This window comes from Belnapia rosea, assembly GCF_900101615.1.
GTDB lineage: Bacteria > Pseudomonadota > Alphaproteobacteria > Acetobacterales > Acetobacteraceae > Belnapia > Belnapia rosea.
On sequence record NZ_FMZX01000002.1, the window covers coordinates 293,678 to 319,354 of the forward strand.

Consider the following 25,677-nt stretch of genomic DNA (forward strand, 5'->3'; position numbering starts at 1 on the left):
GGCACACCGCATGGTGGTGCCGGGCGGCGGGGGGTATAGGCCGCGTCAATGCAGGCTGTGAAGAGGAGCGGGTCCATGGACGAGACAGGTAGCGGGGGCCGGAAGCGCGGCGGGTTGTTCGACGATCTGGCCGGAGTGGCTGGCGGCGCCTTCTCCGCCCTGGCCGGGGTGCGGACCGAGGTCGAGGCGGCGGTGCGCAGCCAGATGGACCAGATGGTCCAGCGGCTGGAGCTGGTGAAGCGGGAGGAACTGGATGCGGCGATGGAACTCGCCCGCCGGGCCCGCGAGGCGCAGGAGGCGCTGGAAGCCCGCGTCGCGGCGCTGGAGGCCCGGCTCGCCGGTGGCGGCGTGCCCAGCGCTTCGGTGACGGAGCCACCGGTCACCAGCCCTCCGGCGGTCGAGTCCGGCGCCTCGGAAACGGCGGCCGCGGCTGAGGGTGAGCCGCCGCCGATCGAGGGCACGATGAAAAATCCGCCGCCGATCGGTGGCGGCTGAGCCGCCTCGCGGAGTTTCGTGCGGCAGCCGCAACGCTGCCGCAACCACTGGGCTTGCAGCCGCGTTTGGCTGCTGAGTAGTCTAGCCCTGGTGGTGCCGCAGAGCCGATTCACCCAAGATATCGGTGAGGCGGGACCACCATAGACAGTGAGGAGGTGCGCAATGTCTGGCCTGCTGGCCCTCGAGCGCGAACATGCGACCAACCCCCTCGATGTCCTCGAACAGATCGTCGCCGCCAATGAATGGGCCTTCGAGCGCCGCTCGGATGGCGAGATGGCGGCCGAGGCGCCGGGCAAGTGGTGCGATTACGGGCTGTATTTCTCCTGGTCGGCGGAGATCAGCGCCATGAGCTTCTCCTGCGCCTTCGACATGAAGGTGCCGCCGGAAAACCGGGGCAAGTTGTTCGAATTGCTGGCATTGGCCAACGAGAAGCTCTGGATCGGGCATTTCGGCCTTGAATCCGAGGAGGGGGTGCCGGTCTTCCGCCACTCCGTCCTGCTGCGCGGTGCCCCGGGGGCGAGCGCCGAGAGCCTCGAGGACATGGTCGATATCGCGCTCACTGAATGCGAGCGCTTCTTCCCGGCCTTCCAGTTCGTCCTCTGGGGCGGCAAGGCCCCGGCGGAGGCGCTTCAGGCTGCCATGCTGGACTGCGTCGGCGAGGCCTGACAGCCTCTCCCCCTTGATTCGCTGGGGGAGGACCGGATGAGCGCCGAAGCGCTGCCCCCGCTGCTGCTGGTCGGCTGCGGGAAGATGGGTGGGGCCATGCTGGCCGGCTGGCTGGAGAATGGCCTCACCGACGCGGTGGTGGTGGAGCCGCATGCTCCGGCTGCCGCCCCCTTCGCCGGCCGGGTGCGGGTGGTGGACAGCCCGGCTGCCATCCCCGCCGGCTTCCGCCCCGGCGCCGTGGTCCTGGCCATCAAGCCGCAGGAGGCGGCGGCGACCCTGCCGGCCTTCGCCTCGCTGGCCGGGCCCGATACGCTGTTCATCTCCATCATGGCCGGGCGCAGCACCGCCGGCATGCGGGCCTTGCTGGGCGAGGGCGCGCGGATCGTCCGCGCCATGCCGAACACCCCGGCCGCAGTGCGCAGGGGCTTCACCGTGGGCTTCGCCGGGCCGGGCGTGGATGCGGCGCAGCGAGCCCTGGCCGACCGGCTGCTCTCGGCCATCGGGGAGACCGCCTGGGTGGAGGAGGAGGGGCTGATCGACCCGGTCACCGCCGTTTCCGGCGGCGGCCCGGCCTATGTGTTCCTCCTCGCCGAGCTGATGGAGGCGGCAGCCATCGAGCAGGGCCTGCCGCCCAACCTCGCCCGGCGGATGGCGCGCGCCACGGTCGCCGGCTCCGGGGCGCTGCTGGCGGCGAGCGCGGAGGACAGCGCCCAGCTGCGGAAGAATGTCACCAGCCCCAAGGGCACCACCGAGCGGGCGCTCGCGGTGCTCATGGCAAGCGAGGCCTGGCCGGCGCTGATGTCCCGCGCCATCGCCGCCGCCACCGAGCGTTCGCGCGAACTGGGTGGGTGACCCCTATCCGAAACGGCGCGGCAACCCCACACTCTGCGGTCATGAGCGAGATGCAGGATACCGAGACGCGGCTGGTCGCGGGCCTCTGGCAGGTGGTTGCCACGCATGGCTGGGCGGGGCTGTCGATGCGGCGCGTGGCCACCGCCTCGGGCGTCGCCCCAGCCGAGATTCGCCGCCGCTGCCCGACGCCGCACCACCTGCTGCTGCTGCATGGGCGGCTGGTGGACCAGGCGGTGCTGGAGGGCATCCTCCCCGGCGCCGCGCCGGACGACAATACGCCGCGCGACCGCGTCTTCGACGTGATGATGCGACGGGTCGACGCGCTGCAGCCGCACCGCGCCGGCATCCTCCGCTTCCTCGACGACCTGAAGGGCGATCCGCTGCTGGCCCTCGCCCTGCTGGCTGCCCTGCCTGGCTCCATGGCCTGGATGCTGGAGGCGGCCGGGCTCGGCGCCGGTGGGCTGGCGGGACTCGCCCGCGCCAAGGGGCTGACTGCGGTCTGGCTCGCCACGCTGCGCGCCTGGGCCGGGGATGAGAGCGCCGATCTCGGTGCGACCATGGCGGCGCTCGATCGTGCGCTCGATCGCGCCGAACAGGTCGCTCGTGCGTTGCGTCTGGAGCCGGGCGAGACGGCGGCCGACTGATTCGGGCCGGTGCCTCGCATTTTGACCGGCATCGGGGCGGGGCCTAGGCTCCGTCCCGCCAAAACAGGGCGGAGGATGCAATGGCAGACCCGATGGGCTTCAAGCCGGAAACCGATATTATGCGGATGCTGGCGGATTTCCGCCTGCCCGGCATGCCGGACATGGAGGCGCTCGCCGCCGCGCAGCGCCGCAACCTCGAGGCGCTCTCGGCCGCCAACCGGGTAGCGCTGGAAGGCGCCCAGGCGGTGGCGCGGCGGCATATGGAAATCCTGCAATCCGCCATGTCGGAGATGACCGACGCGGTGAAGACCATGTCGACGCAGGACAGCCCGCAGGCCAAGGCCGCCCGCCAGGCGGAGTTGCTGAAGACCGCCTATGAGAAGGCGGTTGCCAATATGCGGGAGGTGGCCGACCTCATTCAGAAGTCGAACACCGAGGCGCTGGGCCTGCTCAACAACCGCTTCACCGAGGCGATGGACGAGGTGAAGACGCTGGTGGCGAAGCAGGGCTGAGGCTCCTGGACCACCGTCAGGCCCGGGTCGCCATGGCGATCGCCGGGGCCTGGCGGGGTGCGGCGGGCCGGCCTGCCGCACCGTAGGCGCCGCTGCCGCTTCGCGGCAAGGCGGCCCCGGCGATGGTTTCGATCACCCGGGACTGGATGGCGATGGCCCGCTCCAGCAGCCTCCGGTTCTCCTCGCCGAGCTGTTGCAGCCGAACGGTGAGGTCGGAGGCGCTGGTGCGCTGTGCGCCCTCGGCCCTCGCCCCTACTTTCCGCGTTGTGGCGAAGGCGGCGGCGAAGGCATCCGCCGCCTGCATCTTGGCGGTAGCGAGGCCCGCCGCGCGGGGCAGGTCGAGCGCCGCCAGGGCCTCGTTTTCCGCCCGTAGCGCCTCGGCCAGGCGCTGGCCGGCGGCCAGCAGGGCATCCATCATCGTCCTTGCTCCTCACCTGTCGCGCCGGCTGACTGCCAGCGCAGCATTTCCCGCAGCACCGCATCGCCGAGGCCGAGCCCATGGCCGGAGCGGCTTGCGGCGTTGGCCATTTCGCTGACCAGCATCGGCTGCCATTGCGCCTCGGCCATGCCGCCGCCGAAGCGGCCCTGCGGCAGGGTGTCGAAGACCGGCTGCAGCAACTGGCCGAGTGCCTGGGCCTCGAAGGCCTGGGCGGCGCGGCGGAGCGCCGGTGGCGCGGCGCGCAGGGACTCGACCTGCATCAGCGCAGTTCCATCTCGGCCTGCAGCGCGCCGGCCGCCTTGACCGATTGCAGGATGGTGATGAGGTCGCGCGGCCCGACGCCGAGCGCATTCAGCCCCCGCACCAGCTCCTGCAGCGAGACGCCGCCGCGCAACAGGCCGACCCGCCGCTCCGACTGGTCGTCCACCTCGATCGAGGTGCGCGGCACCTCGCGCGTCTCGCCGCCGCTGAGCGGGGACGGCTGGCTCACCTGCGGCGTCTCGGTGATGCGGATGGTGAGGTTGCCCTGGGCGATGGCGACGGTGGAGACCCGCACATTGGCGCCCATGACGATGGTGCCGGAGGCCTCCTCGATCACCACCCGCGCCACCTGATCCGGCTCGACGCGGAGCTGCTCGATCTGGGCGAGGAAGCCGACCGGATCCCGGCCCCCCATGGCGAGCGCGACCGTTCGCGGGTCGGTGGCGATGGCGGTGGTGGCGCCGGTGCTCTGGTTGATGGCAGCGGCGACGCGGCGGGCGGTGGTCAGGTCCGGGTTGCGGAGAGAGAGGCGGATGCTCGGCCGGCCGGCGAGGCTGTAGGGGATCTCCCGCTCGACGATGGCGCCCGAGGCGATGCGGGCGCTGGTCGGCACGCCGCGCTGGATGCTGCCGGCGGCGCCCCGCGCGGCGACCGCACCGGTGGCGACGGCACCCTGCGCCACCGCATAGACCTCGCCATCGGCGCCGAGCAGGGGCGTCACCACCAGGGTACCACCCTGCAGGTTGGTGGCATCGCCGAGTGCCGAGACGGCGATGTCGATCCGGCTGCCGGGGCGGGCGAAGGCCGGCAGGTTGGCGGTGACCATGACCGCGGCGACGTTGCGGGTGTCGAGCCGTGCCTCGTTGTCGCGGGTGTTGACCCCGAGGCGCTCCAGCATGCCGATCAGGGATTGGCGGGTGAAGATGGCGGTGCGCAGCCGGTCCCCGGTGCCGGCGAGGCCGACCACGAGGCCATAGCCGACGAGTTGGTTGTCCCGCACTCCCTCGACATCGGTGATATCCTTGATCCGCACGGATTGCGCCACGGCCGGGCCGGCCGGCAGCCAGGACAACAGCCAGGCTGCGGCCAGCACGGCGGCCCAGGCGGTCTTCGCCCTTGCGAAATCTTTTTTGGCCACGCTGCACCTGTCGGTCACATCACCCCAGGCATCGCAATGGCCATGCCAGGTGCCGGGGGGGAGAGGGCCGGCAAGGCTTGCCGGGCAGGAGCACGGCCTTGCCGGGCCGTCGGCATAAGGGGGCAAGGGATGCAGGGTATCGACAGGCTGGGCGGGACGATGCGGGCCACGGCATCGCGCCGTGCCGCCCGCGGCGGGGCGGGTGGATTCCGCCTCGATGCGGGGGAGGCCGGAGCGCCGCATGAGGCGGTGGCGACGAGTGGAATCGCCCCGGCAGGCCTTGGTCTGCTGGCCTTGCAGGAGGCTGGTTCGGGTGTGGAGAGGGATGCGGCGGCGCAGCGCCGGGCGGTTGACATTCTCGAGGAACTGAATGCGCTGCAATGCGATATGCTCGGCGGCTCCCCTCTCGATCCGGCCCGGCTGCGCCGCCTACTGGATTCGGGTGAGGAGGGGGCTGACCCCGGTTTGCGGGAGGTGGTCCGCGGAGTGGTTTTGCGCGCCCAGGTGGAATTGATGCGCCGGGGGCTGTTGGAAGTTGCGTCGGTTGCGTGAAAACCGCGCCGGCTCAGCAATTTGCGTTGTCGCAACCCCTTGGCTTTCGCCAGGGCTGGCTTGTATGGTCCGGCCGCGTTCAGGGGCCGGGGCGGCGTGTCCAGGTCTCCAGCGGAATGGGGCCGTCCAGACATGCTGATCACCCTCCCGCCCGATTACCGTCCGACCGACGACGAAGAGTTCATGAGCCCGCGGCAGCAGGAGTATTTCCGGCAGAAGCTGCGGCGGTGGCGCCTGGATCTGCTGCGGGAGGCGGGGGATACCCTCGCCAGCCTCTCCGCCGGCGGCATCACGGAGGCCGACCTGACCGACCGGGCCAGCGTCGAGACCGACCGGGCCCTTGAGCTCCGCACCCGCGACCGGGCCCGCAAGCTGATCTCCAAGATCGATCAGGCGCTGGAGCGGATCGAGAACGGCACCTACGGCTATTGTGAGGAGACGGGTGAGCCCATCGGGCTCCGCCGGCTCGAGGCACGGCCGATCGCCACCCTGTCGATCGAGGCGCAGGAGCGCCACGAGCGCATGGAGCGGATCCACCGCGACGACTGACGAGGGGCGGTGGCTGGCCGCACGGCCCGCCACCCTCCGGCCTCGTGCCCGGCATGCCGCCCCCTGCATGCCGAGCGGAGGCCATTCCCCGGCCCGGTTGACAAGGGCCCTTCCCGCCGGGGAGGCTCGCGGCAACGCGGACCGGAGGAAACATATGCCCTGCATCGGGCGTCGCGCCCTGCTTGCCGCGGCCCTGGCGACGCCGGGCCTTGCCCGCGCCCAGGCCGCCTGGCCCGAACGCCCCATTCGCCTCGTCGTCCCGTTTCCGCCAGGTGGCTCCAACGATGTGGTGGCGCGGCCGCTGGCGGACCGGCTGCAGGCGCTGATCGGGCAGCCGGTGATCGTCGAGAACCGGGGCGGCGCCGGCGGCGCGATCGGCGCCGGGCAGGTGGCGCAGACGCCGGCCGATGGCCATACGCTGATGGTCACCTCCTCCTCCTTCGCCACCACGGCCGTGCTGCAGAAGACCCCCTGGGATGCCGAGGGCAGCTTCGATGCGGTGGCGCTGCTGGCTCGGGCGCCCTTCTTCATCATGGTCAATCCCGCCGTCCCCGCCCGCACCGTGGCGGAGCTGGTGGCGCTCGCGCGGTCGAAGCCGGGCGGGTTGGATTACGGCAGCTCCGGCGCGGGCGGGATCAACCACTTCATCTCGGAGTATTTCTGCCAGCAGGCCGGCATCCGGATGAACCACGTGCCCTATCGCGGCACCGCGCCGGCGGTGACGGACCTCGTCGCCGGCACCATCCCGCTGATGATCACGACCGTGGCGAGCGCCAACGCCGCCATCCGTGACGGCCGCGTCCGCGTCATCGCCGCGACGGCGCCGGGGGGCGGGTTGCCGCCGGAGGTGCCGGCGGTCACGACCGTGAAGGAGCAGGGCATCGATTACGAGGTGGCGATCTGGTGGGGGCTGCTGGCGCCGCGTGGCCTGGCGCCCGGCCTTCGCCTCGCCATCCACCGCGCGGTGAATGCGGCGCTCGGCGATGCCAACCTCGCCCGCATCTATGCCGCGGAGGGCGCCACGCCCTCGCCGGTCGGGCCGGAGGATTTCGCCGCCGTCCTGCATGCCGATCTCGCCCGCTGGCGGGACCTCGCCGCCCGCGCCGGGATCCGCGCCGAATGAGCCCCCATCGCCACAGCTTCGACCCTGCCGCGACCGGGGCCCTGCAGGGCCTCCGCGTGCTCGACCTCTCGCGCCTCGTCGCCGGCAACATGCTGACCAAGGTGCTGGCCGACCATGGTGCCGAGGTGGTGAAGCTCGAGCCGCCGGAGGGGGACACGCTGCGCGCCTGGCGCATCAAGGGAGTCTCGACGACCTGGAAGACGCTGAGCCGCAACAAGCTCTCGGTCTGCCTCGCGTTGCGCGACCCGGCGGCGATCGAGGTGGTGAAGCGCATGGCCGCCGAGGCCTCGATGCTGGTCGAGAGCTTCCGCCCCGGCGTGCTGGAGGCGATGGGCCTCGCGCCGGAGGTGCTGCTGGCGATCAACCCGCGCCTCGTCATCATCCGCATCAGCGGTTGGGGACAGGATGGGCCCTATCGGCACAAGCCGGGCTTCGGCACGCTGGTCGAGGGCTATGCCGGCTTCGCCGCGGTGAATGGCTTCGCCGACCGGGAGCCGGTGCTGCCGCCGATGTACATGGCCGATGGCTATGCCGGGCTCTATGGCGCGGCGACCGCGATGATCGCGCTGCGCCATGCCGAGGCGACCGGGCAGGGGCAGGTGATCGACCTCACGCTGTTCGACCCCATCCATGTGATGATGGAGCCGCAGCACGCGAACTGGCAGCTCACCGGCGAGCTCAAGCCGCGCACCGGCAGCCGCAGCACCAATGCCGTGCCGCGCAACGCCTACCAGACGCGGGATGGCGGCTGGGTCTGCCTCTCCGCCTCGACGCAAGGGATGACCGAGAAGCTGTTCCGCAGCATCGGGCGGGCCGACCTCATCGATGACCCGCGCTTCCGCACCAATGCCGACCGCGTGCGGCATGGCGAGGAGCTGGATGCGATCATCGCCGGCTATATCGCCGAGCGGAGCCTCGCCGAGACGCTGGCGCATTTCGATGCGGCCGGCGTCACCATCGGACCGATCATGGATGCGGCGATGCTGGCCGAGGATGACTATGTCGCTGCGCGCGAGGCGGTGATCGAGGTGCCGGACGAGGAGATGCCGGGCGGATGGCTGCCGATGCATGGCATGGTCCCGCGCCTCTCCGCGACCCCTGGCATCCTCGCCCGGCCCGCGCCGCGCCTCGGCGAGCACAATGAGGCGGTGCTCGGCCCGCTGCTCGGCGAGGCGGCGCTGGCGCGGCTGCGCGAGTCCGGGGTGGTGCGGGAGGGGTAACGCCCCGCTTCCGGAACCATCCGCCCTCCCGGCTGTTGTCCCGCCGAAGCGGGAGGTCTGGTCATGCGGCTCGGTGACGGACGGGAAAGCGGCAATATCGAGGATCGGCGCGGCAGCGGCGGTGGCGGCTTCCCGATCGGCGTCGCGGGCGGCGGGCTCGGTACGATCGCCCTGGTGCTAATGGCGCTGTTCTTCGGTGTCGATCCTTCGGTGATCCTCTCGGGCGGCGGCGGGCAGACGGATGCCCCTGTCGTGCGCCAGCAGGGCGCCCCGGTGACGGAGGGCGGCGAGCAGGACGGGGCACGCCGCTTCGTCTCGCAGGTGCTGGCTACGACCGAGGATGTCTGGACCGATGTCTTCCGCCGCGCCGGCAATACCTACCAGCCACCCAATCTCGTGCTCTACAGTGGCGGCACGCAATCGGCCTGCGGCTTCGCCCAGACTGCGACGGGGCCCTTCTATTGCCCGGGTGACCAGAAGGTCTATCTCGACCTCGCCTTCTTCCGCGACATGGAGCGCCAGCTCAACGCACCGGGCGACTTCGCCCGTGCCTATGTCATCGCCCATGAAGTCGGCCACCATGTGCAGAACCAGATCGGCGTGCTGCGCCGTGTCGATGGCGAGCGGCGCGGGATGGGCGAGGTGGAATCCAACGCGCTGCAGGTGCGAGTCGAGCTGCAGGCAGACTGCTTCGCCGGCGTCTGGGCCAACCGCACCCAGCAGATGCGCCGGGTGCTGGAGCCGGGCGATATCGAGGAAGGCATCAACGCCGCCGCCGCGGTCGGCGACGACCGGCTGCAGCGCCGCTCGCGTGGCACGGTGGTGCCCGAGAGCTTCACCCATGGCAGCTCGGCGCAGCGCGTGCAGTGGTTCCGTCGTGGCCTGGAGGCGGGCGACCCGCGCGCCTGCGACACATTCGGCGGGTAGCCGTCAGCGCGCCTGAGCCAAGGCTTTTCGAGTTGCAGGGAAGCGGCGTCATCCGTGTTGGACACGGATGACGCCGCTTCTGCGTTGGGCGCCGCAGCCCGTGCCCGCCGTCGAGGTTCGCGCTGCCGTCTGACCCGTGATGGGAACGCGATGGCGGCCTGCCCGTTAACGGTTGCAATGGCACGCCGCAAGCGAGCCATGGCCACCACACGGGAACACAGACAATGCGCACGACGATGATCCGCCTGGCGCTGCTCGGCGCTGTTGCTGCCATGCCGGCTTACGCCCAGACCTCGCCCGCTCCGACCGCGCCCGCACCGGGCTCGACCAATCGGGCCGCGCCCGCGCCGACCGCACCGACCGCGACCCCGGCCATGCCGGACCGCACCGGCGCCAATGCCCCGAGCGCCCGCAGCGAGAGCACGCCGCCTGCCGTCACCACGGACAACGGCACCCGCACCGCGACGACGCCGGCCGCCGGCGCCAACAGCTTCACCGAGGGCCAGGCGCGCAGCCGCATCGAGGCCGCCGGCTTCACCGGCCTGAACGATCTGCAGAAGGACGACCAGGGCATCTGGCGCGGCCGCGCGATGCGCAATGGCCAGCAGGTCTCCGTCTCTCTCGACTACCAGGGCAATGTGACGACGCGCTGAGCCTTCCCTCGCACCAAACAGGAGTACTGACCCATGGCGACACGTACCATCGCCCGACTCTTCGATAACTACTCCGACGCCGCTGCCGCCGTTCGTGACCTCGAGGCCGCCGGTTTTGCGCATGACGACATCAGCCTCGTCGCGCGTGGCGCCGAGGATGGCTCGACCACGACCCCGACCACCAGCACCACCGATGTCGGCGAGAACGGCCCGGGCCATACCGGCGCCTCCACCGGCACTGGCACGGGCGCGACGCTCGGCACGCTGGTCGGCGGCGGTGCCGGCCTGCTCGCCGGCATCGGCGCGTTGGCGATCCCGGGCCTCGGCCCCATCGTCGCCGCCGGCTGGCTGGTCGCGGCGCTGACCGGTGCCGGCGTGGGCGCTGCGGCGGGCGGCCTGCTCGGCGCGCTGACCCAGTCCGGCCTCGGCGAGGAACAGGCCGCGGTCTATGCCGAGGGCGTGCGCCGCGGCAGCAACCTCGTCACCGTGCGGGTGGATGAAGGCCGCGCGAGCGAGGCCGACTCCATCCTCTCGCGCCACAATGCGCAGGAGCTGGATTCGGCGACCGGTCGTTGGGACGAGAGCGGCTGGACTCGGCATGACAGCACCACCGCCGCGCCTGGCACGGCGACCGCCGGCATGACCACGCCGACGAGCGGCCTCGGCACCGCGGCTGGCATCGGCACCACCACCGCCGCTGGCCAGATGGGCACCCGCACGGATGCCGGCACCCGCACCGATGCGGCACTCGGCAGCAGCAGCCCCGATGGCACGCCAGGCAACCCGCCCGGCACCCAGGCGTCGCGTGGCTTCGACAAGGTGGCGGGCACCAATGTCAGCGGCGCCCATCCGGAGAACGAGGTGAAGACGACGCGGAATCCCGACCCGGCCGTGTAAGGCCAAGGCCAGGACCAACCGTGAGGATCAGGGGGCCCGTCGCGCGATGACCGCGACGGGCCCTCCGCCGTCCGGGCCCTGATGCTCGGCGCCGCCGCTGACGAAGATGTCGGTGCGGCCGACGGCCCCGGCAATGACGCCGCCGACCAGCGCACGGGCATGGCGCGTGGCGTTGATGTCGCTGTCATCCCACATGATGTGACGCTGGCCGCGGATGCGGCCGTTGGAGGACGGCTCCGCCTTGGCCAGCACGGCGATGAGGCGCTGGGCCGCCACTGGGGCCAGCTGGCCATGTTCGGTCGGCAGGCCGGCCGAGGCGAGGGCGCGGTGGATGGCGGGCAGGTCGATGGCGTCCTGCATCACCGCATGGGCGATGGCGAGGTCGCCGGCCCAGTCCGGGCTGTTGCCGAGGATGATGACCTCGCAGCGCTCCAGCTCGACGCCGGCGGAGGCGCTGGCGACGGCGGAATGCTTCGCCCAGTCCTGGCCGATCTCCTCCGGCGACACGCCGTCGATCTCCCCGAGCGCAAGCGCCACGCCGAGCGCCGAGGCGCCGCGGGAGAGGCCCATGGAGGCATAGGTGTCTCCGGTCGCCACGGTGGCGCCGCGGGCAGCGGCTGCCTCCATGCGCTCGCTGGTCAGCAGCGGGCATTTCACCTGGACGTAGTGGACATCCGAGGCGCCGGCGATGCCGGCCTCCGCCATGGCCGTGCGGACGGCGGCGGCCACGGCCTCCACCTGCGGCATCCGGCCGATCTCCTCCGGGGCGAAGTCACGGGTGAAGGCGGTGCCGATGGCCAGCGCACCGGCCGGATTCGCCACCTCTCCCGGCTCGACGGACAGGAGGAGGAAATGGGGCGACAGCCCGCCCTCGGTGCCGCCCGACATCACCATGGCGATCTGCGCGGCGGCCTCGGCGCCGATGCGGCGGGCGAGCATCATCTGCAGCGACTGCACCGCATAGGCGCGGGTGAAGTCGTTGACGCAGCCATTGCCCTCCGTCTTGCCGAGGATGGCGACCAGGTTCGCCGGGTCGAGCCGCCCGGCCTCGATAAGGGCCTCGATGGCCGCGGTGTCGCCGGGATGGCGCATGGGCAGGCGATGCAGGACGGCGCGGCGGGGTTTCGGCATCGGGGGGACTCCCGGCGAGAGGTTTCGGTGGCATCCTGGGCAGGACCGAGGAGACCTGCATGTACAGCACCATCACGCTCGCCGAGCGCGGCTATCGCTTCATCCCCGCCGTCTTCCAGTATTCCGGCGGTGTCGCGGCGCTGCCGGGCTGGCGGCTGGAGCGGGTGCGCTTCGCCGATCCGGTGCCGCTGGCGGCGGGCTTCGCGCGCATTGCGGACTATCTCAAGGGGCGCGGCCTGCCGCTGACCGCCTTCTGCGCCTGCGAGCTGCGCTCGCCCGCACCCTTCACCGATGCCGGCTTCCGCAGCTTCAACGAGGCCTATGCCGGCGTGCTCGGGGAATGGGGCGTGCTGACGGAGGGCCATAATCCGGTGGCGCGCAGCAATGTCTGCCCGGCGATCAGCCCGCCGGCCGAGCCGGGCTTCCATGCCTTCACCTTCGCGCTGCCCGATGCGGAGGCGGGGCCGAGCTTCGTCGCCGCCGGCAGCGGCGAGAGCCTCGAGGGCAAGGCGACCTATGCCGAGAGCACGGTCGCCTACCGGGACCTTTCGCCGGCCGGCATCCGTGCCAAGGCGGAGTATGTGCTGGGCGAGATGGAGCGGCGGATGGCGGCGCTCGACGCCACCTGGCAGGTGACGACGGGCGTGCAGGTCTACACCGTGCATGACATCCATCCCCTCCTCGGCGATGAGCTGGTGCGGCGCGGGGCGGCACGGCATGGCGTGACCTGGCAGCATTGCCGCCCGCCGGTGGTGGACCTGGAATACGAGATGGACTGCCGCGGGCTGCCGCTGGAGCGGGTGCTGCCGTAAGGGGCCGCTGCACTTCAATTCCGCTCAAACCGCCTCAACCGAAGTTCTGCAAGGCGTTGTAAAGGTTGGCTTTTCCTGGTGGATTTGAGGGTTTGAGCGATTGAGGCAGGGTCCCGCCAGAGCGCCGGACACAGCAAGGCCGTGGGCGGATATTCCTATAATCCGCCCGGCCAGCGAGGTCCAGCGGAAAGGCCTCAGGCGGCCTGGAGCCAGCCCTGGGCGCCGCGCCCCACCGCCTCGCCGACCAGCAGCAGCGCCGGCCCGCCGGTGACCCAGCCGGGAGCATCCCTGGCGATGCTGTCCAGCGTGCCGCGGAGCACGCGCTGCTGCGGCGTGCCGCCACGCTCGATCACGGCGGCGGGCATGGTGGGCGCCATGCCCTCGGCGACCAGGCCGTCGCGCAGCGGCGCCAGGGTGCTGATGCCCATATAGATCGCCAGCGTCTGGCCGGGCTGCACCAGGCCGCGGACATCGACGCCGCCGTCGCGCCGGTGGCCGGTGACGAAGGTGACGGCGCGGGCAGCGTCGCGGTGGGTCAGCGGGATGCCTGCCCCGGCGGCGCAGGCCAGCGCGGCGGTGACGCCGGGGACGACCTCGCAGGGGATGCCGGCGGCGGCCAGCGCCTCCGCCTCCTCGCCGCCACGGCCGAAGACGAGCGGGTCGCCGCCCTTGAGGCGGACGACGCGCCGGCCTTCATGGGCGAGGCGGATGAGGAGGGCGTTGATGTCCTCCTGCTTCATGCAGTGATTGGCCCGGGCCTTGCCGACGAAGATGCGCTCCGCGTCGCGGCGGGCCATCTCCAGCACCGCCTCGGTGCCCAGGCGGTCATGCACGATGACATCCGCCTCCCCGAGCAGGCGCAGCGCCCGGAGGGTCAGCAGGTCCGCCGCGCCCGGGCCGGCGCCGACGAGGTGGACCATGCCGCGCGGGCGGGTCTCGGCGGCATCGAGGGCGGTGGCGAAGGCGGAATCGGCCTCGGCCTCGCGGCCGGCGATGGCGAGGTCCGCGGGGAGGCCGCCGAGGGTGGCGTCGAGGAAGCGGCGGCGGGCGGCGAGGTCGGGCAGGCGCGCCCGCACGGCGGATTTGAAGCGCTCGGCCAGCGCCGCGACGCGGCCGAGGCCGGGTGGCAGCAGGGCCTCGATCTTCTGCCGGATCATGCGGGCGAGGACAGGGGCGGCGCCGCCCGAGGAGACGGCGATGGTGACCGGGGCGCGGTCGATGATCGCCGGCATCAGCGCGGTGCAGAGGGCGGGGCGGTCGACCACGTTCACCGGGATGCCGCGCGCGCGGCAGGCGGTGGCCAGCGCCTGGAGCTCGGACTCCGGCGCGTCGGCGCCGATGGCGAGGGCGCAGCCTTCGAGCAGGGCGGCGTCGAAGGACACGGCGAAGCGGATCTCGGCGCCGGCCTGGCGGAGGAGATCGGCCTTGCGTTCCGCCACCTCGCCCGCGCCGAGGACCAGCACCGGCCGGGCCTGGAGGTCAAGGAAGACGGGGAAATGCTGCATCAGGCGGGTTCCGGCACCGGCGTGGCGGCCAGCAGGGCGGCGATCTCGGGCCGGCAGGAGCCGCAGCCCGTACCCGCCTTCGTCGCCTCGCCGACCAGGGCGGGGGTGTTAGCACCTCGCGCGATGCTTGAGCAGATCACGGCTGCGGTGACGCCGTGGCAGACGCAGAGGGTGGGCGAGGGCGCGGGCCCATCGGCCGGGGTGCCGGCCAGCAGGGCGCGGCGGGCGGCGCTGCCGATGGCCGCCTCGGCGAAGAGGCCGGCGAGCCAGCCGCGCGGCGGCAGGCCGGCAGGATCGGGGGCGAGGAAGAGGCAGGCCAGCAGCCGGCCGTCCCGCACTAGCGCGGCGCGGTGGAGGCCGGCGGCGGGGTCCTCCAGCAGGACCCAGGCGGCATCGGGCTCCTCGACCAGGGCGCGGAGGCGGGCGAAGGCCTCGGCGGGCGCCTCCCCTCCGGCGAGCTCGTGGCGCCAGAGGCCGGGGCCCTCCGGGATGAGCGCGGTCCAGTCGGCGAGCTCGGCGCCGAGGCTGCGGCGGGCCAGGAGGAAGCCGTGCCATGCCATCGGCGCCGGGCCGAGGCGCACCGGGGTGTGCTTCAGCTCGGGCTGGCCGCTGACCGGGTCCACCGCCGGGTTGACCGAGATGTTGATGCGGGCGGCGGGGGCGAAACGCGCCGTCCAGTGCATGGGGACGAAGACGCCGCCGCGGGCGATGCCCGGATCATGGCGCAGGCGGAGGGTGGCGCTGCCCCAGGGGCTGTCGAGGCGGGCAAGGCTGCCATCCGGCAGCCCGGCCGCATCGGCAGGGTGGATGGCGGCGGTGGGTTCGGGGCTATGGGCCATGAGCCGTGGCACGGGGCCGGTGCGGGTCATGCTGTGCCACTGGTCGCGGAGGCGTCCGGTCAGCAGGGCAAGGGGGTACTCCGCGCTGGTGGCGTTCGCCGGCGGGCGGAAGGGCGTGGCGACGAAGCGGGCGGGTGGGGCGAGGCGGCCGCCCTGCTCGCCGCGGCGGGCAACGGGCCAGCGGGTCGGTGGCATCGCCGCGTAGTCCGCATCGGAGAGGTCGGCGAGGCCGGAGATGTCGAAGGCGCGGGCGGCGGGGCGGGCGAGGCCGGTGAGGGCGGCATGCTCGCGGAAGATCGCGGCCGGGCCGGACCAGGCGAAGGCCTCGCCCCAGCCGAGGCGGGCGGCGACCTGGGCGATGGCCCACCAATCCGGCCGGGCCTCGCCGGGGGCGGGGCGGAAGGCGCGCTGGCGGCTGATGACGCGCTCGCTGTTGGTCACCGTGCCGCTCTTCTCGCCCCAGCCGAGGGCGGGGAGGCGGATGCGGGCGAGGTCCACGGTGTCGCTCTCCCGCGTGCAGTCGGAGGCGACGAGGCAGGGGGTGCGGCGGAGGGCCTCGCGGACCCGGCCGGCATCGGGGAGGGAGATGGCGGGGTTGGTGGCCATCACCCAGAGGGCGCCGATGCGGCCCTCGCCGGCGGCGCGGAACAGGTCCACCGCCTTGAGGCCGGGGCCGGCGGCGAGGTTCGGCGCCTGCCAGTAGTCGCGCAGCGCGGCAGCCTCGGCGGGGACGGCCCAGTCGAGATGGCCGGCGAGGGTGTTGGCCAGCGCGCCGACCTCGCGGCCGCCCATCGCATTGGGCTGGCCGGTGATGCTGAAGGGGCCGGCGCCGGGCTGGCCGATATGGCCGGCGAGCAGGTGGCAGTTGATGATGGCGTTGGCCTTGTCCGTCCCCGCCGAGGATTGGTTGGCGCCCTGGCTGAACAGGGTGACGGTGCGGGGCGTCGTGGCGAACCAGTCGAGGAAGGTGGCGAGCGCGGCAGGGTCGAGGCCGGTGTCGCCGTCGGCCTGTGCCACAGCCTCGGCGAGGCCGGGGGCGGTGCTGCGGAAGCCCTGCGCGTGGAGGTGGCGGAGCAGGGTGTTGAAGAGGGCGACGTCGCAGCCGGGCGGGATGGGGAGGTGGAGGTCGGCGCCCTCGCAGGAGGCGGTGCGGCGGGGGTCGATCACCACCAGGCGCATGGCGGGGCGGGCGGCGCGGGCGGCCTGGAGGCGCTGGAACAGGATCGGATGGCACCAGGCGAGGTTGCTGCCGACCAGCACGACGAGATCGGCCAGTTCCAGATCCTCGTAGATGCCGGGGACGAGGTCCTCGCCGAAGGCGCGGCGGTGGCCGGCGACGGCCGAGGCCATGCAGAGGCGGGAGTTGCTGTCGATATTGCCGGTGCCGAGGAAGCCCTTCGCCAGCTTGTTGGCGGCGTAGTAATCCTCCGTGAGAAGCTGGCCGGAGACGTAGAGGGCGGTGCCTTGCGGGCCGCCTTCCGCGAGCGCGCGGCGGAAGCCTTCGGCCACGGCGTCGAGGGCGGCGTCCCAGCTGGCGCGCTTGCCATCCACCTCCGGGTGGAGGAGGCGGCCGGGCTGGTCGAGCGTTTCGCCCAATGCGGTGCCCTTGCTGCAGAGGCGGCCGCGATTGGCGGGATGCTCCGGGTCGCCCCGCAGGGTGCCATCGGCGGAGGCGAGGACGCCGCAGCCGACGCCGCAATAGGGGCAGGTGGTCCGTGTCTCGGCCATGGGAGGTGCGCCTGTCAGATGCGGGAAGGCTGGTGCCCTTTCGCGGCTTTGCCGCGGAAGGCGTGGCGAAGCTTCGAGCGTGAGCGGCGACCGGGGCCCCCGCGACGCCGCGTCAGCGGTGTCGTGGGGAACTAATAGACGTCGCGCTGGTAGCGGTGCTGGCGGGCCAGCGCCACGATCCAGTCGCGGGCCTGGTCGGCACTCATGCCGCCTTGCTGCATGGCGACCTGGCGGAGGGCGGTGTCGACATCCTTCGCCATGCGGGAGGCGTCGCCGCAGACATAGACATGCGCGCCGTCCTGCAGCCAGCGCCAGAGATCGGCGGCCGCCTCGCGCATGCGGTCCTGCACATAGACCTTCTGCACGCCGTCGCGCGACCAGGCGAGGGAGAGCGTCGTGAGCAGGCCCTCCTCGCGCCAGGCCTCGATCTCCGGGCGGAAGAGGAAGTCCGTCGCGCTGCGCTGGTCGCCGAAGAAGAGCCAGTTGCGGCCGCGGGCGCCGGTCGCCGCGCGGTGCTGGAGAAAGGCGCGGAAGGGGGCGATGCCGGTGCCCGGGCCGATCATGATGACCGGCGTCCCGGGGTTCTCGGGCAGGCGGAAGTGGCTGGGCTGGATATAGGCACGGAGCGGCTGGTCGGGCGAGGCGCGGAAGGCGAGGTGGCAGGAGGCGATGCCGTCGCGCAGCCGCCCACGGCGCTCGGCGCGGATGACGCCGACGCAGAGCTCGACCTTGCCGGGCGCGGCGAGCGGCGAGGAGGCGATGGAGTAGAGGCGGGGCTTCAGCACGGGGAGGGAGGCGATGAGGTCGGCGATGGGCGGGCGGGCGGAGGGGAAGGCCGTCAGCAGGTCGAGCAGGTCGGCCTCCTTCGGCTCGGCATCGTCGTCGCCGTCGGAGAGCTTGCGGAGCATCGCCGCTTCCTTCGGGTCGCGGGCGGCGCCGGCGAGGAGGTCCGTGGTGCGGTCGAGGGGACGGGCGATGTCGCGCTCGCGCAGCAGGACGGGGCGGAGGGCGGAGTCGGCGCCGAGGGCGTCCATCACCGCATCGACCAGGGCGGGGTCGTTCTCGGCCACCACGCCGAGGCTGTCGCCGGGCTGGTAGGCCAGGCCGCTGCCGGCGAGGTCGAGGACGACATGGCGGACATCCTTGGCCGAGGCGGGACCCGTCAGGCGCGTCGCGGCGAGGAAGCCGATGGGTTCGCCGATGGGGCCGGCGGGTTTGGGCGCCGCCACGGGTGCGGCGGGGGCGAGGATGGCGGCTTCGGACAGCAGCGCCTTCAGCGCCTTCGAGGTCGGCTTGCCGCCGGGGACGCAGAGGGAGGCGGAGGTCTCGGCGCCGGAGGCCAGGGCCTCGGCATAGGTCTGGCAGACATAGCCGCACTGGCCGCAATCGAGCTGGGCCATGGCGGCCATCAGGCGGCGGGGCTTCGGCTTGCCCTCGGCAAGGGCCATGCGCTCGGCGAGGTCGAGGGCGGGGTCGTGCCAGGGGAAGTCCTCCGCCTCCGGCACCGGCGTGGGGGAGGCGTTGGCCGGGGCTCCCTCGGCGCCGCCGTAGAGGCCGGCGAGGAAGCCGTTCAGCCAGGCGCGCTGGGCGGGGGTGAAGGGCGCACTCTCCGGGATCAGCGGCACGGGCGCGATGGGGGAGATGGCGTTCATGCGTCCTCCAGGACCCGCGCGGCGGCGAGGGCGGCGAGCGTCTCGTCGGATTGGCGGGCGGACCACAGGTGGAAACTCTCGGCCTCGCTGCGGCCGCGCTGCCAGGCCTGCAGCAGGCTCAGCACCACCGGGCCGAGCTCGTCATGGGCGACCTGCTTGCGGACCAGCCGGCCGATCCGCTGCTCCGGCCCGGAACCGCCTCCGACATGCAGGTCATAGCCCTCGATCATGTCCTCGCCGCGCTCCACCTTGGCGCCGAGCAGGCCGATATCGGCGATGTAGTGCTGGGCGCAGGAATGGTGGCAGCCGGTCAGGTGGATGTTGACCGGCGCGTCGAGGGCGATGCGGGGCTCGAGGAAGTCGGCGAGTTCCGCGGCGTGGCGCTTGGTGTTGGCGGCGGCGAATTTGCAGCCGGCATTGCCGGTGCAGGCGACGAGGCCGCCGCGGATGGCACTGGCCTGCCAGCCAAGGCCGAGCCGTGTCAGGCCGGACTGGATGGCGGGGATGCTGGCCTCGGGGATGTCGGAGATCAGCAGGTTCTGCCAGACGGTCAGGCGGATGGTGCCGCTGCCGTGGCGCTCGGCGAGGTCGGCGAGGCCGCGGAGCTGGGCAGTGGTGAGGCGGCCGAGCGGTGTCGTCACGCCGAGGTAGAAGAGGCCGGGCTGCCGCTGGGCATGGAGGCCGACATGGCCGTGCTTGGCCGGCATCACCGGCGGGTTGGTCGCGGCGAGGCGGGGGAGGGGCCTGCCGAGGCGGTCCTCGACGGCGCCGAGAAAGCCCTCCACGCCCATGCGGTCGAGGACGTATTTCAGCCGGGCCCTGGCGCGGTCGGTGCGGCAGCCCTCGGCGATGAAGACGCGGAGGATGGCGTCGCAGACCGGCACCACATCCTCCGGTGCGATGGCGGCGCCGGTCTCGCGGGCGAAGTCGCGATGGCCGGTGATGCCGCCGAGATTGAGGCGGAAGCGGATGCCCTCAGCCATCTCGATGGCGGTGAGCGCGATGTCGTTCGTCTCCTGCAGCACCTCGACAGCGCCGCCGCCGCTGAGGGAGATGTTGAATTTGCGCGGCAGGCCGAAGAGATCGCGGCTGTGCAGGATGTGGTGATGGAGGGCGCGGACCAGCGGGCGGGTGTCGATCAGCTCGGCGGCGTCGATGCCGGCGGTGGGTGAGGCGGTGATGTTGCGGATGTTGTCGGCGCCGGTGCCGCGCGGCAGCAGGCCGATATCGCCGAGGCGCATCACCACCTCGGGTCCCTTCGCGGCCGGGATCTCGCGGTATTGCAGGTTGGCGCGCGTCGTCACGTCGGCATAGCCGCCGGCGCAGTCCTCGGCGATGTCGGCGATGCCGCGGAGCTGCCAGGCCGAGAGGATGCCGCCCGGGATGCGGAGGCGGCACATGAAGGCGTCCTGCGCCGGGCCGACATAGAAGAGGCCGTGGTAGCGGCCGACGAAGTCCTCGATCGGCTTCGGGAAGCGGCCGGCGGCGGCGCGGGCGGTCAGCTCGTCCCAGCGGTCGAGCGGATGCTTCTCGCGCTTGGCCTGCTCCTGCGGGACGAGCTTGCCGCCGGCGGCGATGGCGCGGTCCTGGGCGGCGCGCAGCGCATCGGCGGGGGCGGTGCCCTCCGAGGCGGGGGCGAGGCTGCCGCGGCGGGCCTCGACGCCGGCCATGAAGCCTTTCAGGTATTCCTGCTGTTCGGGGTTGAAACCGGTATCGGGCATCAGGCGGCCTCCCGCACGAAGGCCGGACCCAAGGCGAGGGCCGACCGGAACCCCACCACGCTGCGGCGGGTGGTGATGAGATCGAGGTAGAAACCGGCATCCGCCGTGTCGCCGTAGAGCACGGCGCCGATCAGCCTGCCGTCGCGCAGCAGCAGGCGGCGGTAGCGCTCCTCCGCCTCGTCGCGGAGGGTGATGGATTCCGCATCCTCCGGGGCGATCTCGCCGGCGGACCAGACGGCGGTGCCGGAGACCTTCAGCGCGGCGGCATCGGCGCGCGGGGCCCAGGCGGCGGCCTCGCCGGCGATGGCGCGGGCGGCGACCTCGGCCTGCTCCAGGGCGGGGGCGACGAGGCCGATGCAGCGGCCGGCATGCTCGGCGCACTCGCCGATGGCGAAGACGGCCGGGTCGGCGGTGCGCATGGCGTCGTCCACCGTGATGGCGCGCCCGGTGGGCAGGCCGGACTCGCGGGCGAGGGCGATGTTGGGGCGGATGCCGACGGCCATCACTACCAGTTCCGCCGGGATGCGGGTGCCGTCGGCGAGCAGCACGGCGCGGGCGCGGTCCTCGCCCTCGATGGCGGTGGTGCTCGCCGGCATGGCGAAGCGGATGCCGCGCGTGCCGAGGCGTCTGGTGAGCAGGGCGCCGGCCGCGGGGTCGAGCTGGCGCTCCATCGGCCAGCCGACGGCGTGGACGACGGTGACCGTCATGCCGCGATGGGCGAGGCCGACGGCGGCCTCGAGCCCGAGCAGCCCGCCACCGATGACGACGGCGCGGCCGCCAGAGCGGGCGGCGCGGAGCATGGCGCGGACATCGTCCATGTCGCGGTAGAGGACGACGCCGGGCAGATCGGCGCCGGGGAAGGGCAGGCGGATGGCGGTGGAGCCGGTGGCCAGCACCAGCCGGTCATAGGGCAGGCGCTCGCCGCGCGCGGTGACGGCCTCGCCCGCGGCGCGGTCGAGGGCGGCGATGGGCGTCGCCGGGCGGTAGCGGATTCCGAGGGATTGCAGCATCGGCAGCGGGTGGGTGATGAGGTCCTCGATGGTCGCGTCGCCCGCCAGCAGCTTCGACAGCGCCACCCGGTCATAGGGCAGCGCGGCCTCGGCGCCGGCGAGGGTGACCTCCGCACCGGGCATCCGCTCGGCGAGCCGGACGGCGCAGCGCGCGCCGGCCGGGCCCGCACCGATGACGAGAACACGCATGGTGCTGGCCCTCAGGCTGCGGCGAGCGCCGGGTTGGCGTGGCGTGCGTGGAGGAATTCCAGCACCGAGGTCCGCGCCGCGACGAAGCGCGGGTCGGCGGCCAGCGCCAGCCGGTCGCGCGGGCGGGGCAGGTCGACCTCCAGGATCTCGCCGATGCGGGCATTGGGCCCGTTGGTCAGCATCACGATGCGGTCCGAGAGCAGCACGGCCTCGTCCACGTCATGGGTGATCATGACGACGGTGGTGCCGCGGGAGGCATGGATCTCCATCACCTGGTCCTGGAGATGGGCGCGGGTGAGGGCGTCGAGCGCACCGAAGGGCTCGTCCAGCAGCAGGACCTTGGGCTTCATCGAGAGGGCGCGGGCGATGCCGATGCGCTGCTTCATCCCGCCGGAGATCTCGGAGGGGCGCTTGTCCTTGGCCTGCGTCATGCGGACGAGGGCGAGGTTCTCCAGCACCCAGTCATGGCGCTCGGCGCGGGACATGGCCTTCGACAGGGTCTGGTCCACCGCGAGCTTGACGTTCTCGTAGCAGGTCAGCCAGGGCAGCAGGCTGTGGTTCTGGAAGACGACGGCGCGGTCGGGGCCGGGGCCCGCGATCTCGCGGCCTTCGAGCACCACGCCGCCGGCGGTCGCGGGCAGCAGGCCGGCGATGACGTTCAGCAGCGTCGACTTGCCACAGCCGCTATGGCCGATGACGGAGACGTATTCGCCGCGGGCGATCTGCAGGTCGATCTCGCGCAGCACGGGGACCGGCGCCTTGGGGAAGGCGACGGAGAGCTGGGAGATCTCGAGGAAGCGGTCCATCTGTCGTTCTCCCCTAGCTGGCCGAGGTGCCGCGGGTGGCGAAGCGGCCGGCGAGGGCCACGATGCGGTCGAGCGCGAAGCCGACCAGGCCGACATAGGTGAGGGCCACGATGATGTCGGAGAGGTTGGAGCTGTTCCAGGCATCCCAGATGAAGAAGCCGATGCCGACGCCGCCGATCAGCATCTCGGCGGCGATGATCGCCAGCCAGGAGAGGCCGATGCCGATCTTGAGGCCGGTGAAGATGTAGGGCGCGGCGGCGGGCAGCACGATCTTCCAGAAGAAGGCCGGGCCGCGCAGGCGGATGACGGCGGCGACGTTGCGGTAGTCCTGCGGGACATTCCTGACGCCGACCGCGGTATTGATGATGATCGGCCAGATCGAGGTGATGAAGATCACGAAGATCGCGCTCGGCTGGGCTTCCCGGAAGGCGGCGAGCGAGAGGGGCAGCCAGGCGAGCGGCGGCACCGTCCGCAGCACCTGGAAGATCGGGTCGAGCCCGCGCATGGCGAAGTCGGAGGTGCCAATCAGCAGCCCGACCAGGATGCCGGCGACAGCGGCGAGGGCGAAGCCGAGGGCGACGCGCTGGAGGCTTGCCAGCAGGTGCCAGAACAACCCCTTGTCGAGGCCGCCATTATCGAAGAACGGGTCGGTGATGAGGTCCCGCGCATCGGCCCAGACCTTGGTCGGCGGCGGCAGCGTGGCATTCGGGCCGCTGGCCGCGAATTGCCAGAGCGCGACCAGGGCGAGCACCACCAGCAGCGGCGGCAGCACCTGCGCCAGGATGGGGCGGAGGCGCGAGGCGCGGGGGAGGGCGGCGAAGGGCTCGGGCGTGGAGATGGCGGCCGGCGCAGCGGCCGGCTTCGGGGCCAGCATGTTCATCGGTCAGGCTCCGGCGAGTTTCTTGATGGAGAGGGAGGCGAGATAGGCGGCGGGGTTCTCCGGGTCGAAGACCTTGCCGTCGAAGAAGGTCTCGCGGCCGCGGCTGGTGCCGCCCGGCATCTCGCCGGCGGGGACGCCGGCGCGCTCGGCGGCGGCGCGCCAGAGACCTTCGCGGTTCACCTGGGCGATGAGCGCCTTCGTGTCGGTGGATTCGGGGAGGACGCCCCAGCGGATGTCCTCGGTGAGGAACCAGAGCTCATGCGAGGGGAAGGGGTAGCTGGCATGGTCGCGCCAGAACTTCATCAGCAGGGGCGAGCCCTCGACCTTGCGGCCATCGCCGTAATCGATGTTGCCGAGGGAGCGCTGGAGGATGTCGGTGACCGGCACGTTGAACCAGGCGCGGCGGCCGATGATGCTGCACATCTCCTGCTTGTTCGCCGCCGCGTCGCACCAGCGCTGCGCCTCGATGACGGCGGCGGTCAGCGCCACGGCGGCGTTCGGGTTGCGCTCCGCCCAGTCGGCGCGGAGGCCGAGGGACTTCTCCGGGTGGTCGCGCCACAGCTCGCCGGTGACGGCGGCGGTGAAGCCGATCTTCTGGTTGACGAGCTGGTCGTTCCAGGGCTCGCCGACGCAGAAGGCGTCCATGGTGCCGACCTTCATGTTGGCGACCATCTGCGGCGGCGGGACGACGATGGTCTGCACCTCCCGGTCCGGGTCGATGCCGCCGGCGGCCAGCCAGTAGCGGATCCAGAGGTCATGCGTGCCGCCGCGGAAGGTCATGGCGACCTTGCTCTCCTGCGTCAGCGCGCGCTTGAGGCTGCTGGCGTCGATGGTCGGCTTCAGCGCCTTGTGCTTCTCGCCGACCGAGAGGGCCTGGCCGTTGGTGTTCAGCCGGGCAGTGATGACCATGGGCACGGGCTGGTTGTTCTGCGTGACCTTCCCGGCCGTCATCAGGTAGGGCAGCGGCGTCAGGATATGGGCGCCGTCGATGCCGCCGCGCTCGCCACCGAGGACGAGGTTGTCGCGGGTCGCGCCCCAGCTCGCCTGCTTCGAGACCTCGACCTCCGGCATGCCGTGCTTGGCGAAAAGGCCCCGTTCCTTGGCGATGATGAGGGGCGCGGCGTCGGTGAGGGCGATGTAGCCGAGGACGGCCTTCTTCACCTCGGGCGTCGTCGCCCCCTGCGCGAAGGCCCCGCGCGGGGTGGCGGCGCGGGCGGCAGCCAGCAGGGCGGCCGTCGCGGCGATGGCGTTGCGGCGGGAGAGGCTCATCAGGCGTGCTCCGGGCTGTCGCCAAGCGGCGAGGATGGGGGTGGCGAAGGGGCGGGCGGCTCGGCCTCGTGCAGGCGCGCGGCGGCGGCGCGCCAGATGTCCTGGCGCCAGGGGGCGAGGGCGGCGCTGTCGCTGACCGCGGCCGGGACATGGCCCCAGCGGCGCATCTGACGGAGGAACCAGGCGGCCTGCTCGCGGCGTGGCAGGGTGGCGTTGTGGAAGCGCAGCGGCGCGTCGAGCGGCAGGCCCTCGGCCATGCCCTCGAAGGCGGCGGCGATCTCGGCGCGGTCGAGGCGCGGGAAGGCGCGGCGACGGAGGATGTTCACCGCCTCGGCCTGGTTCGCCGGCTCGTCCAGCCAGCGGGCGGCGGCGATGACGGCGGCGGTGCAGGCGGTGGCGCTCTCCGGGTCCCGCGTCGCGTAATCGGCGGCGAAGGCGAGGACCTTCTCCGGGTGGTTCGGCCAGATATCGCCGGTGGAGAGGGCGATGCGCCCGGCGCCGAGGGCGGCGGCATGGCTGCCCCAGGGCTCGCCGGCGCAGAAGCCGTCGATGGCGCCATCGGCCAGGCGCTGGGCGACCATGGGTGGCGGCACCACGGTGAGGCGAAGGTCGCGGTCCGGGTCGAGCCCGCCCTCGGCCAGCCAGTGGCGCAGCAGGTAATTGTGCGAGGAGAAGGGGAAGACGACGGCCAGCGTCAGCGGACGGCGGCCCTGCGCGGCGCGGCGGCGGACGAGGGCGGCGAAGCTGGCGGCGCCGAGCGGGCGGGCAAGGCGGCCGAGCTCCTGCACCAGGGCATTGGAGATGGTGATGGTATTGCCATTGGCGCCGAGGCCGGCGGCGACCGTGACCTGCGCCTTCACCCCCGTGAGGCCGGCGGCGAGGGCGATCGGCATCGGGCCCAGCATATGCGCGGCGTCAAGGGCGCCGAAGGCGAGCTTGTCGCGCAGGGCGGCCCAGGAGGGCTCGGCGGTCAGCGCGACCCGCAGCCCGACGGCATCGAACAGGCCAAGCTCCTGCGCCACCAGCAGCGGGGCTGCATCCGTCAGCGGCACGAAGCCGAGGCGGAGGGTGCGCAGCACGGGGCGGCGGAGCGTCGGGCGGGGAGGAGCGTCGGTATCGAGTGGCAACAGGGCGGTCCTCCGGCCTGGAATGGCCAGATGCGGACCGCCGTTGGACCGCTGGTGGACAGGGCGAGTGGCCCGAGGGG

The 25,677-nt window shown here is 72.5% G+C and carries 26 protein-coding genes; 13 read left to right on the plus strand and 13 right to left on the minus strand.

From position 1 onward, the window contains the following. The first annotated feature begins 75 nt into the window (after positions 1 to 75). The 5 genes from BLR02_RS07525 (at position 76) to BLR02_RS07545 (ending at position 3,169) form a co-directional block, all read left to right on the plus strand. Positions 76 to 495, plus strand: a complete 420-nt coding sequence (locus BLR02_RS07525; protein WP_090563137.1) for an accessory factor UbiK family protein — start codon at positions 76 to 78, stop codon at positions 493 to 495. A 162-nt stretch (positions 496 to 657) separates the two neighbouring features. After that, the gene (locus BLR02_RS07530; protein ID WP_090563138.1) at positions 658 to 1,161 is read left to right on the plus strand and encodes a type III secretion system chaperone family protein; all 504 of its coding nucleotides are present in this window, start codon (positions 658 to 660) and stop codon (positions 1,159 to 1,161) included. 36 nt (positions 1,162 to 1,197) lie between these two features. Further along, entirely contained in the window at positions 1,198 to 2,013 is an 816-nt protein-coding gene (gene proC / locus BLR02_RS07535; protein ID WP_176849427.1) for a pyrroline-5-carboxylate reductase, read from the plus strand. Between the two features lie 41 nt (positions 2,014 to 2,054). After that, the gene (locus tag BLR02_RS07540; RefSeq protein WP_090563142.1) at positions 2,055 to 2,657 is read left to right on the plus strand and encodes a hypothetical protein; all 603 of its coding nucleotides are present in this window, start codon (positions 2,055 to 2,057) and stop codon (positions 2,655 to 2,657) included. An 80-nt stretch (positions 2,658 to 2,737) separates the two neighbouring features. After that, positions 2,738 to 3,169 carry a phasin family protein gene (locus BLR02_RS07545; protein WP_245704673.1) on the plus strand — a complete coding sequence of 144 codons (432 nt, stop codon included), beginning with the start codon at positions 2,738 to 2,740 and terminating at the stop codon, positions 3,167 to 3,169. A 16-nt stretch (positions 3,170 to 3,185) separates the two neighbouring features. On the opposite strand, the gene BLR02_RS07550 is transcribed toward BLR02_RS07545, so the two are convergent. Genes BLR02_RS07550 through BLR02_RS07560 form a run of 3 tightly spaced genes read right to left on the minus strand, consistent with a single transcriptional unit; the run spans position 3,186 to position 4,962 of the window. Further along, the gene (locus tag BLR02_RS07550; RefSeq protein WP_090563143.1) at positions 3,186 to 3,587 is read right to left on the minus strand and encodes a hypothetical protein; all 402 of its coding nucleotides are present in this window, start codon (positions 3,585 to 3,587) and stop codon (positions 3,186 to 3,188) included. Then, complete coding sequence (locus BLR02_RS07555; protein WP_090563145.1) at positions 3,584 to 3,868, minus strand: rod-binding protein; 285 nt, start codon at positions 3,866 to 3,868, stop codon at positions 3,584 to 3,586. Before BLR02_RS07555 ends, BLR02_RS07550 begins: the two co-directional genes overlap by 4 nt. Continuing rightward, a complete protein-coding gene (locus tag BLR02_RS07560) occupies positions 3,868 to 4,962 on the minus strand; it encodes a flagellar basal body P-ring protein FlgI (RefSeq protein WP_456303762.1) in 1,095 nt (364 codons plus the stop codon). The genes BLR02_RS07555 and BLR02_RS07560 overlap by 1 nt, the downstream gene beginning before the upstream one ends. Before the next feature lie 174 nt (positions 4,963 to 5,136). On the opposite strand from BLR02_RS07560, the gene BLR02_RS07565 reads away from it, so the two are divergent. The 7 genes from BLR02_RS07565 (at position 5,137) to BLR02_RS07595 (ending at position 10,928) form a co-directional block, all read left to right on the plus strand. Next, the gene (locus BLR02_RS07565; protein ID WP_245704674.1) at positions 5,137 to 5,559 is read left to right on the plus strand and encodes a flagellar assembly protein FliX; all 423 of its coding nucleotides are present in this window, start codon (positions 5,137 to 5,139) and stop codon (positions 5,557 to 5,559) included. 132 nt (positions 5,560 to 5,691) lie between these two features. Continuing rightward, complete coding sequence (gene dksA, locus BLR02_RS07570) at positions 5,692 to 6,108, plus strand: RNA polymerase-binding protein DksA (RefSeq protein ID WP_090563147.1); 417 nt, start codon at positions 5,692 to 5,694, stop codon at positions 6,106 to 6,108. Between the two features lie 154 nt (positions 6,109 to 6,262). After that, complete coding sequence (locus BLR02_RS07575) at positions 6,263 to 7,231, plus strand: Bug family tripartite tricarboxylate transporter substrate binding protein (RefSeq protein ID WP_176849429.1); 969 nt, start codon at positions 6,263 to 6,265, stop codon at positions 7,229 to 7,231. Then, positions 7,228 to 8,451 carry a CaiB/BaiF CoA transferase family protein gene (locus BLR02_RS07580; RefSeq protein ID WP_090662090.1) on the plus strand — a complete coding sequence of 408 codons (1,224 nt, stop codon included), beginning with the start codon at positions 7,228 to 7,230 and terminating at the stop codon, positions 8,449 to 8,451. The genes BLR02_RS07575 and BLR02_RS07580 overlap by 4 nt, the downstream gene beginning before the upstream one ends. 63 nt (positions 8,452 to 8,514) lie before the next feature. Beyond that, positions 8,515 to 9,378 (plus strand): KPN_02809 family neutral zinc metallopeptidase, encoded by an 864-nt coding sequence (gene ypfJ / locus BLR02_RS07585; RefSeq protein ID WP_090662093.1) that lies wholly within the window; start codon positions 8,515 to 8,517, stop codon positions 9,376 to 9,378. A 224-nt stretch (positions 9,379 to 9,602) separates the two neighbouring features. Beyond that, on the plus strand, positions 9,603 to 10,031 hold the full coding sequence (locus BLR02_RS07590; RefSeq protein ID WP_218127888.1) for a hypothetical protein: 429 nt from the start codon (positions 9,603 to 9,605) through the stop codon (positions 10,029 to 10,031). 33 nt (positions 10,032 to 10,064) lie between these two features. After that, complete coding sequence (locus BLR02_RS07595; protein WP_090563157.1) at positions 10,065 to 10,928, plus strand: hypothetical protein; 864 nt, start codon at positions 10,065 to 10,067, stop codon at positions 10,926 to 10,928. Positions 10,929 to 10,955: 27 nt separating this feature from the next. Here the strand turns inward: BLR02_RS07595 and atzD are convergent, their stop codons facing one another. Further along, positions 10,956 to 12,059 (minus strand): cyanuric acid amidohydrolase, encoded by a 1,104-nt coding sequence (gene atzD, locus BLR02_RS07600; RefSeq protein ID WP_090662097.1) that lies wholly within the window; start codon positions 12,057 to 12,059, stop codon positions 10,956 to 10,958. A 59-nt stretch (positions 12,060 to 12,118) separates the two neighbouring features. Here atzD and cnbZ point away from each other — a divergent pair, with 59 nt between their 5' ends. After that, a complete protein-coding gene (gene cnbZ / locus BLR02_RS07605) occupies positions 12,119 to 12,871 on the plus strand; it encodes a 2-amino-5-chloromuconate deaminase CnbZ (RefSeq protein ID WP_090662101.1) in 753 nt (250 codons plus the stop codon). A gap of 194 nt (positions 12,872 to 13,065) precedes the next feature. Here the strand turns inward: cnbZ and cysG are convergent, their stop codons facing one another. The 9 genes from cysG to BLR02_RS07650 all read right to left on the minus strand — a co-directional run bounded on the left by cysG (position 13,066) and on the right by BLR02_RS07650 (position 25,597). Continuing rightward, a complete protein-coding gene (cysG, locus tag BLR02_RS07610; RefSeq protein ID WP_090662104.1) occupies positions 13,066 to 14,376 on the minus strand; it encodes a siroheme synthase CysG in 1,311 nt (436 codons plus the stop codon). After that, a complete protein-coding gene (locus BLR02_RS07615) occupies positions 14,376 to 16,943 on the minus strand; it encodes a nitrate reductase (RefSeq protein ID WP_090662107.1) in 2,568 nt (855 codons plus the stop codon). The genes cysG and BLR02_RS07615 overlap by 1 nt, the downstream gene beginning before the upstream one ends. 131 nt (positions 16,944 to 17,074) lie before the next feature. Next, positions 17,075 to 18,595 (minus strand): sulfite reductase subunit alpha, encoded by a 1,521-nt coding sequence (locus BLR02_RS07620; protein WP_090662110.1) that lies wholly within the window; start codon positions 18,593 to 18,595, stop codon positions 17,075 to 17,077. Further along, entirely contained in the window at positions 18,592 to 20,316 is a 1,725-nt protein-coding gene (locus tag BLR02_RS07625) for a NirA family protein (protein WP_090662112.1), read from the minus strand. The genes BLR02_RS07620 and BLR02_RS07625 overlap by 4 nt, the downstream gene beginning before the upstream one ends. Continuing rightward, complete coding sequence (locus BLR02_RS07630; RefSeq protein ID WP_090662115.1) at positions 20,316 to 21,515, minus strand: NAD(P)/FAD-dependent oxidoreductase; 1,200 nt, start codon at positions 21,513 to 21,515, stop codon at positions 20,316 to 20,318. The genes BLR02_RS07625 and BLR02_RS07630 overlap by 1 nt, the downstream gene beginning before the upstream one ends. Before the next feature lie 11 nt (positions 21,516 to 21,526). Then, the gene (locus BLR02_RS07635; protein WP_090662118.1) at positions 21,527 to 22,321 is read right to left on the minus strand and encodes an ABC transporter ATP-binding protein; all 795 of its coding nucleotides are present in this window, start codon (positions 22,319 to 22,321) and stop codon (positions 21,527 to 21,529) included. Positions 22,322 to 22,334: 13 nt separating this feature from the next. Beyond that, positions 22,335 to 23,201 (minus strand): nitrate ABC transporter permease, encoded by an 867-nt coding sequence (gene ntrB / locus BLR02_RS07640; protein WP_218127889.1) that lies wholly within the window; start codon positions 23,199 to 23,201, stop codon positions 22,335 to 22,337. A gap of 3 nt (positions 23,202 to 23,204) precedes the next feature. Then, on the minus strand, positions 23,205 to 24,470 hold the full coding sequence (locus BLR02_RS07645; RefSeq protein WP_090662120.1) for a CmpA/NrtA family ABC transporter substrate-binding protein: 1,266 nt from the start codon (positions 24,468 to 24,470) through the stop codon (positions 23,205 to 23,207). Continuing rightward, a complete protein-coding gene (locus tag BLR02_RS07650; protein ID WP_176849430.1) occupies positions 24,470 to 25,597 on the minus strand; it encodes a CmpA/NrtA family ABC transporter substrate-binding protein in 1,128 nt (375 codons plus the stop codon). The genes BLR02_RS07645 and BLR02_RS07650 overlap by 1 nt, the downstream gene beginning before the upstream one ends. Between the last annotated feature and the right edge of the window lie 80 nt (positions 25,598 to 25,677).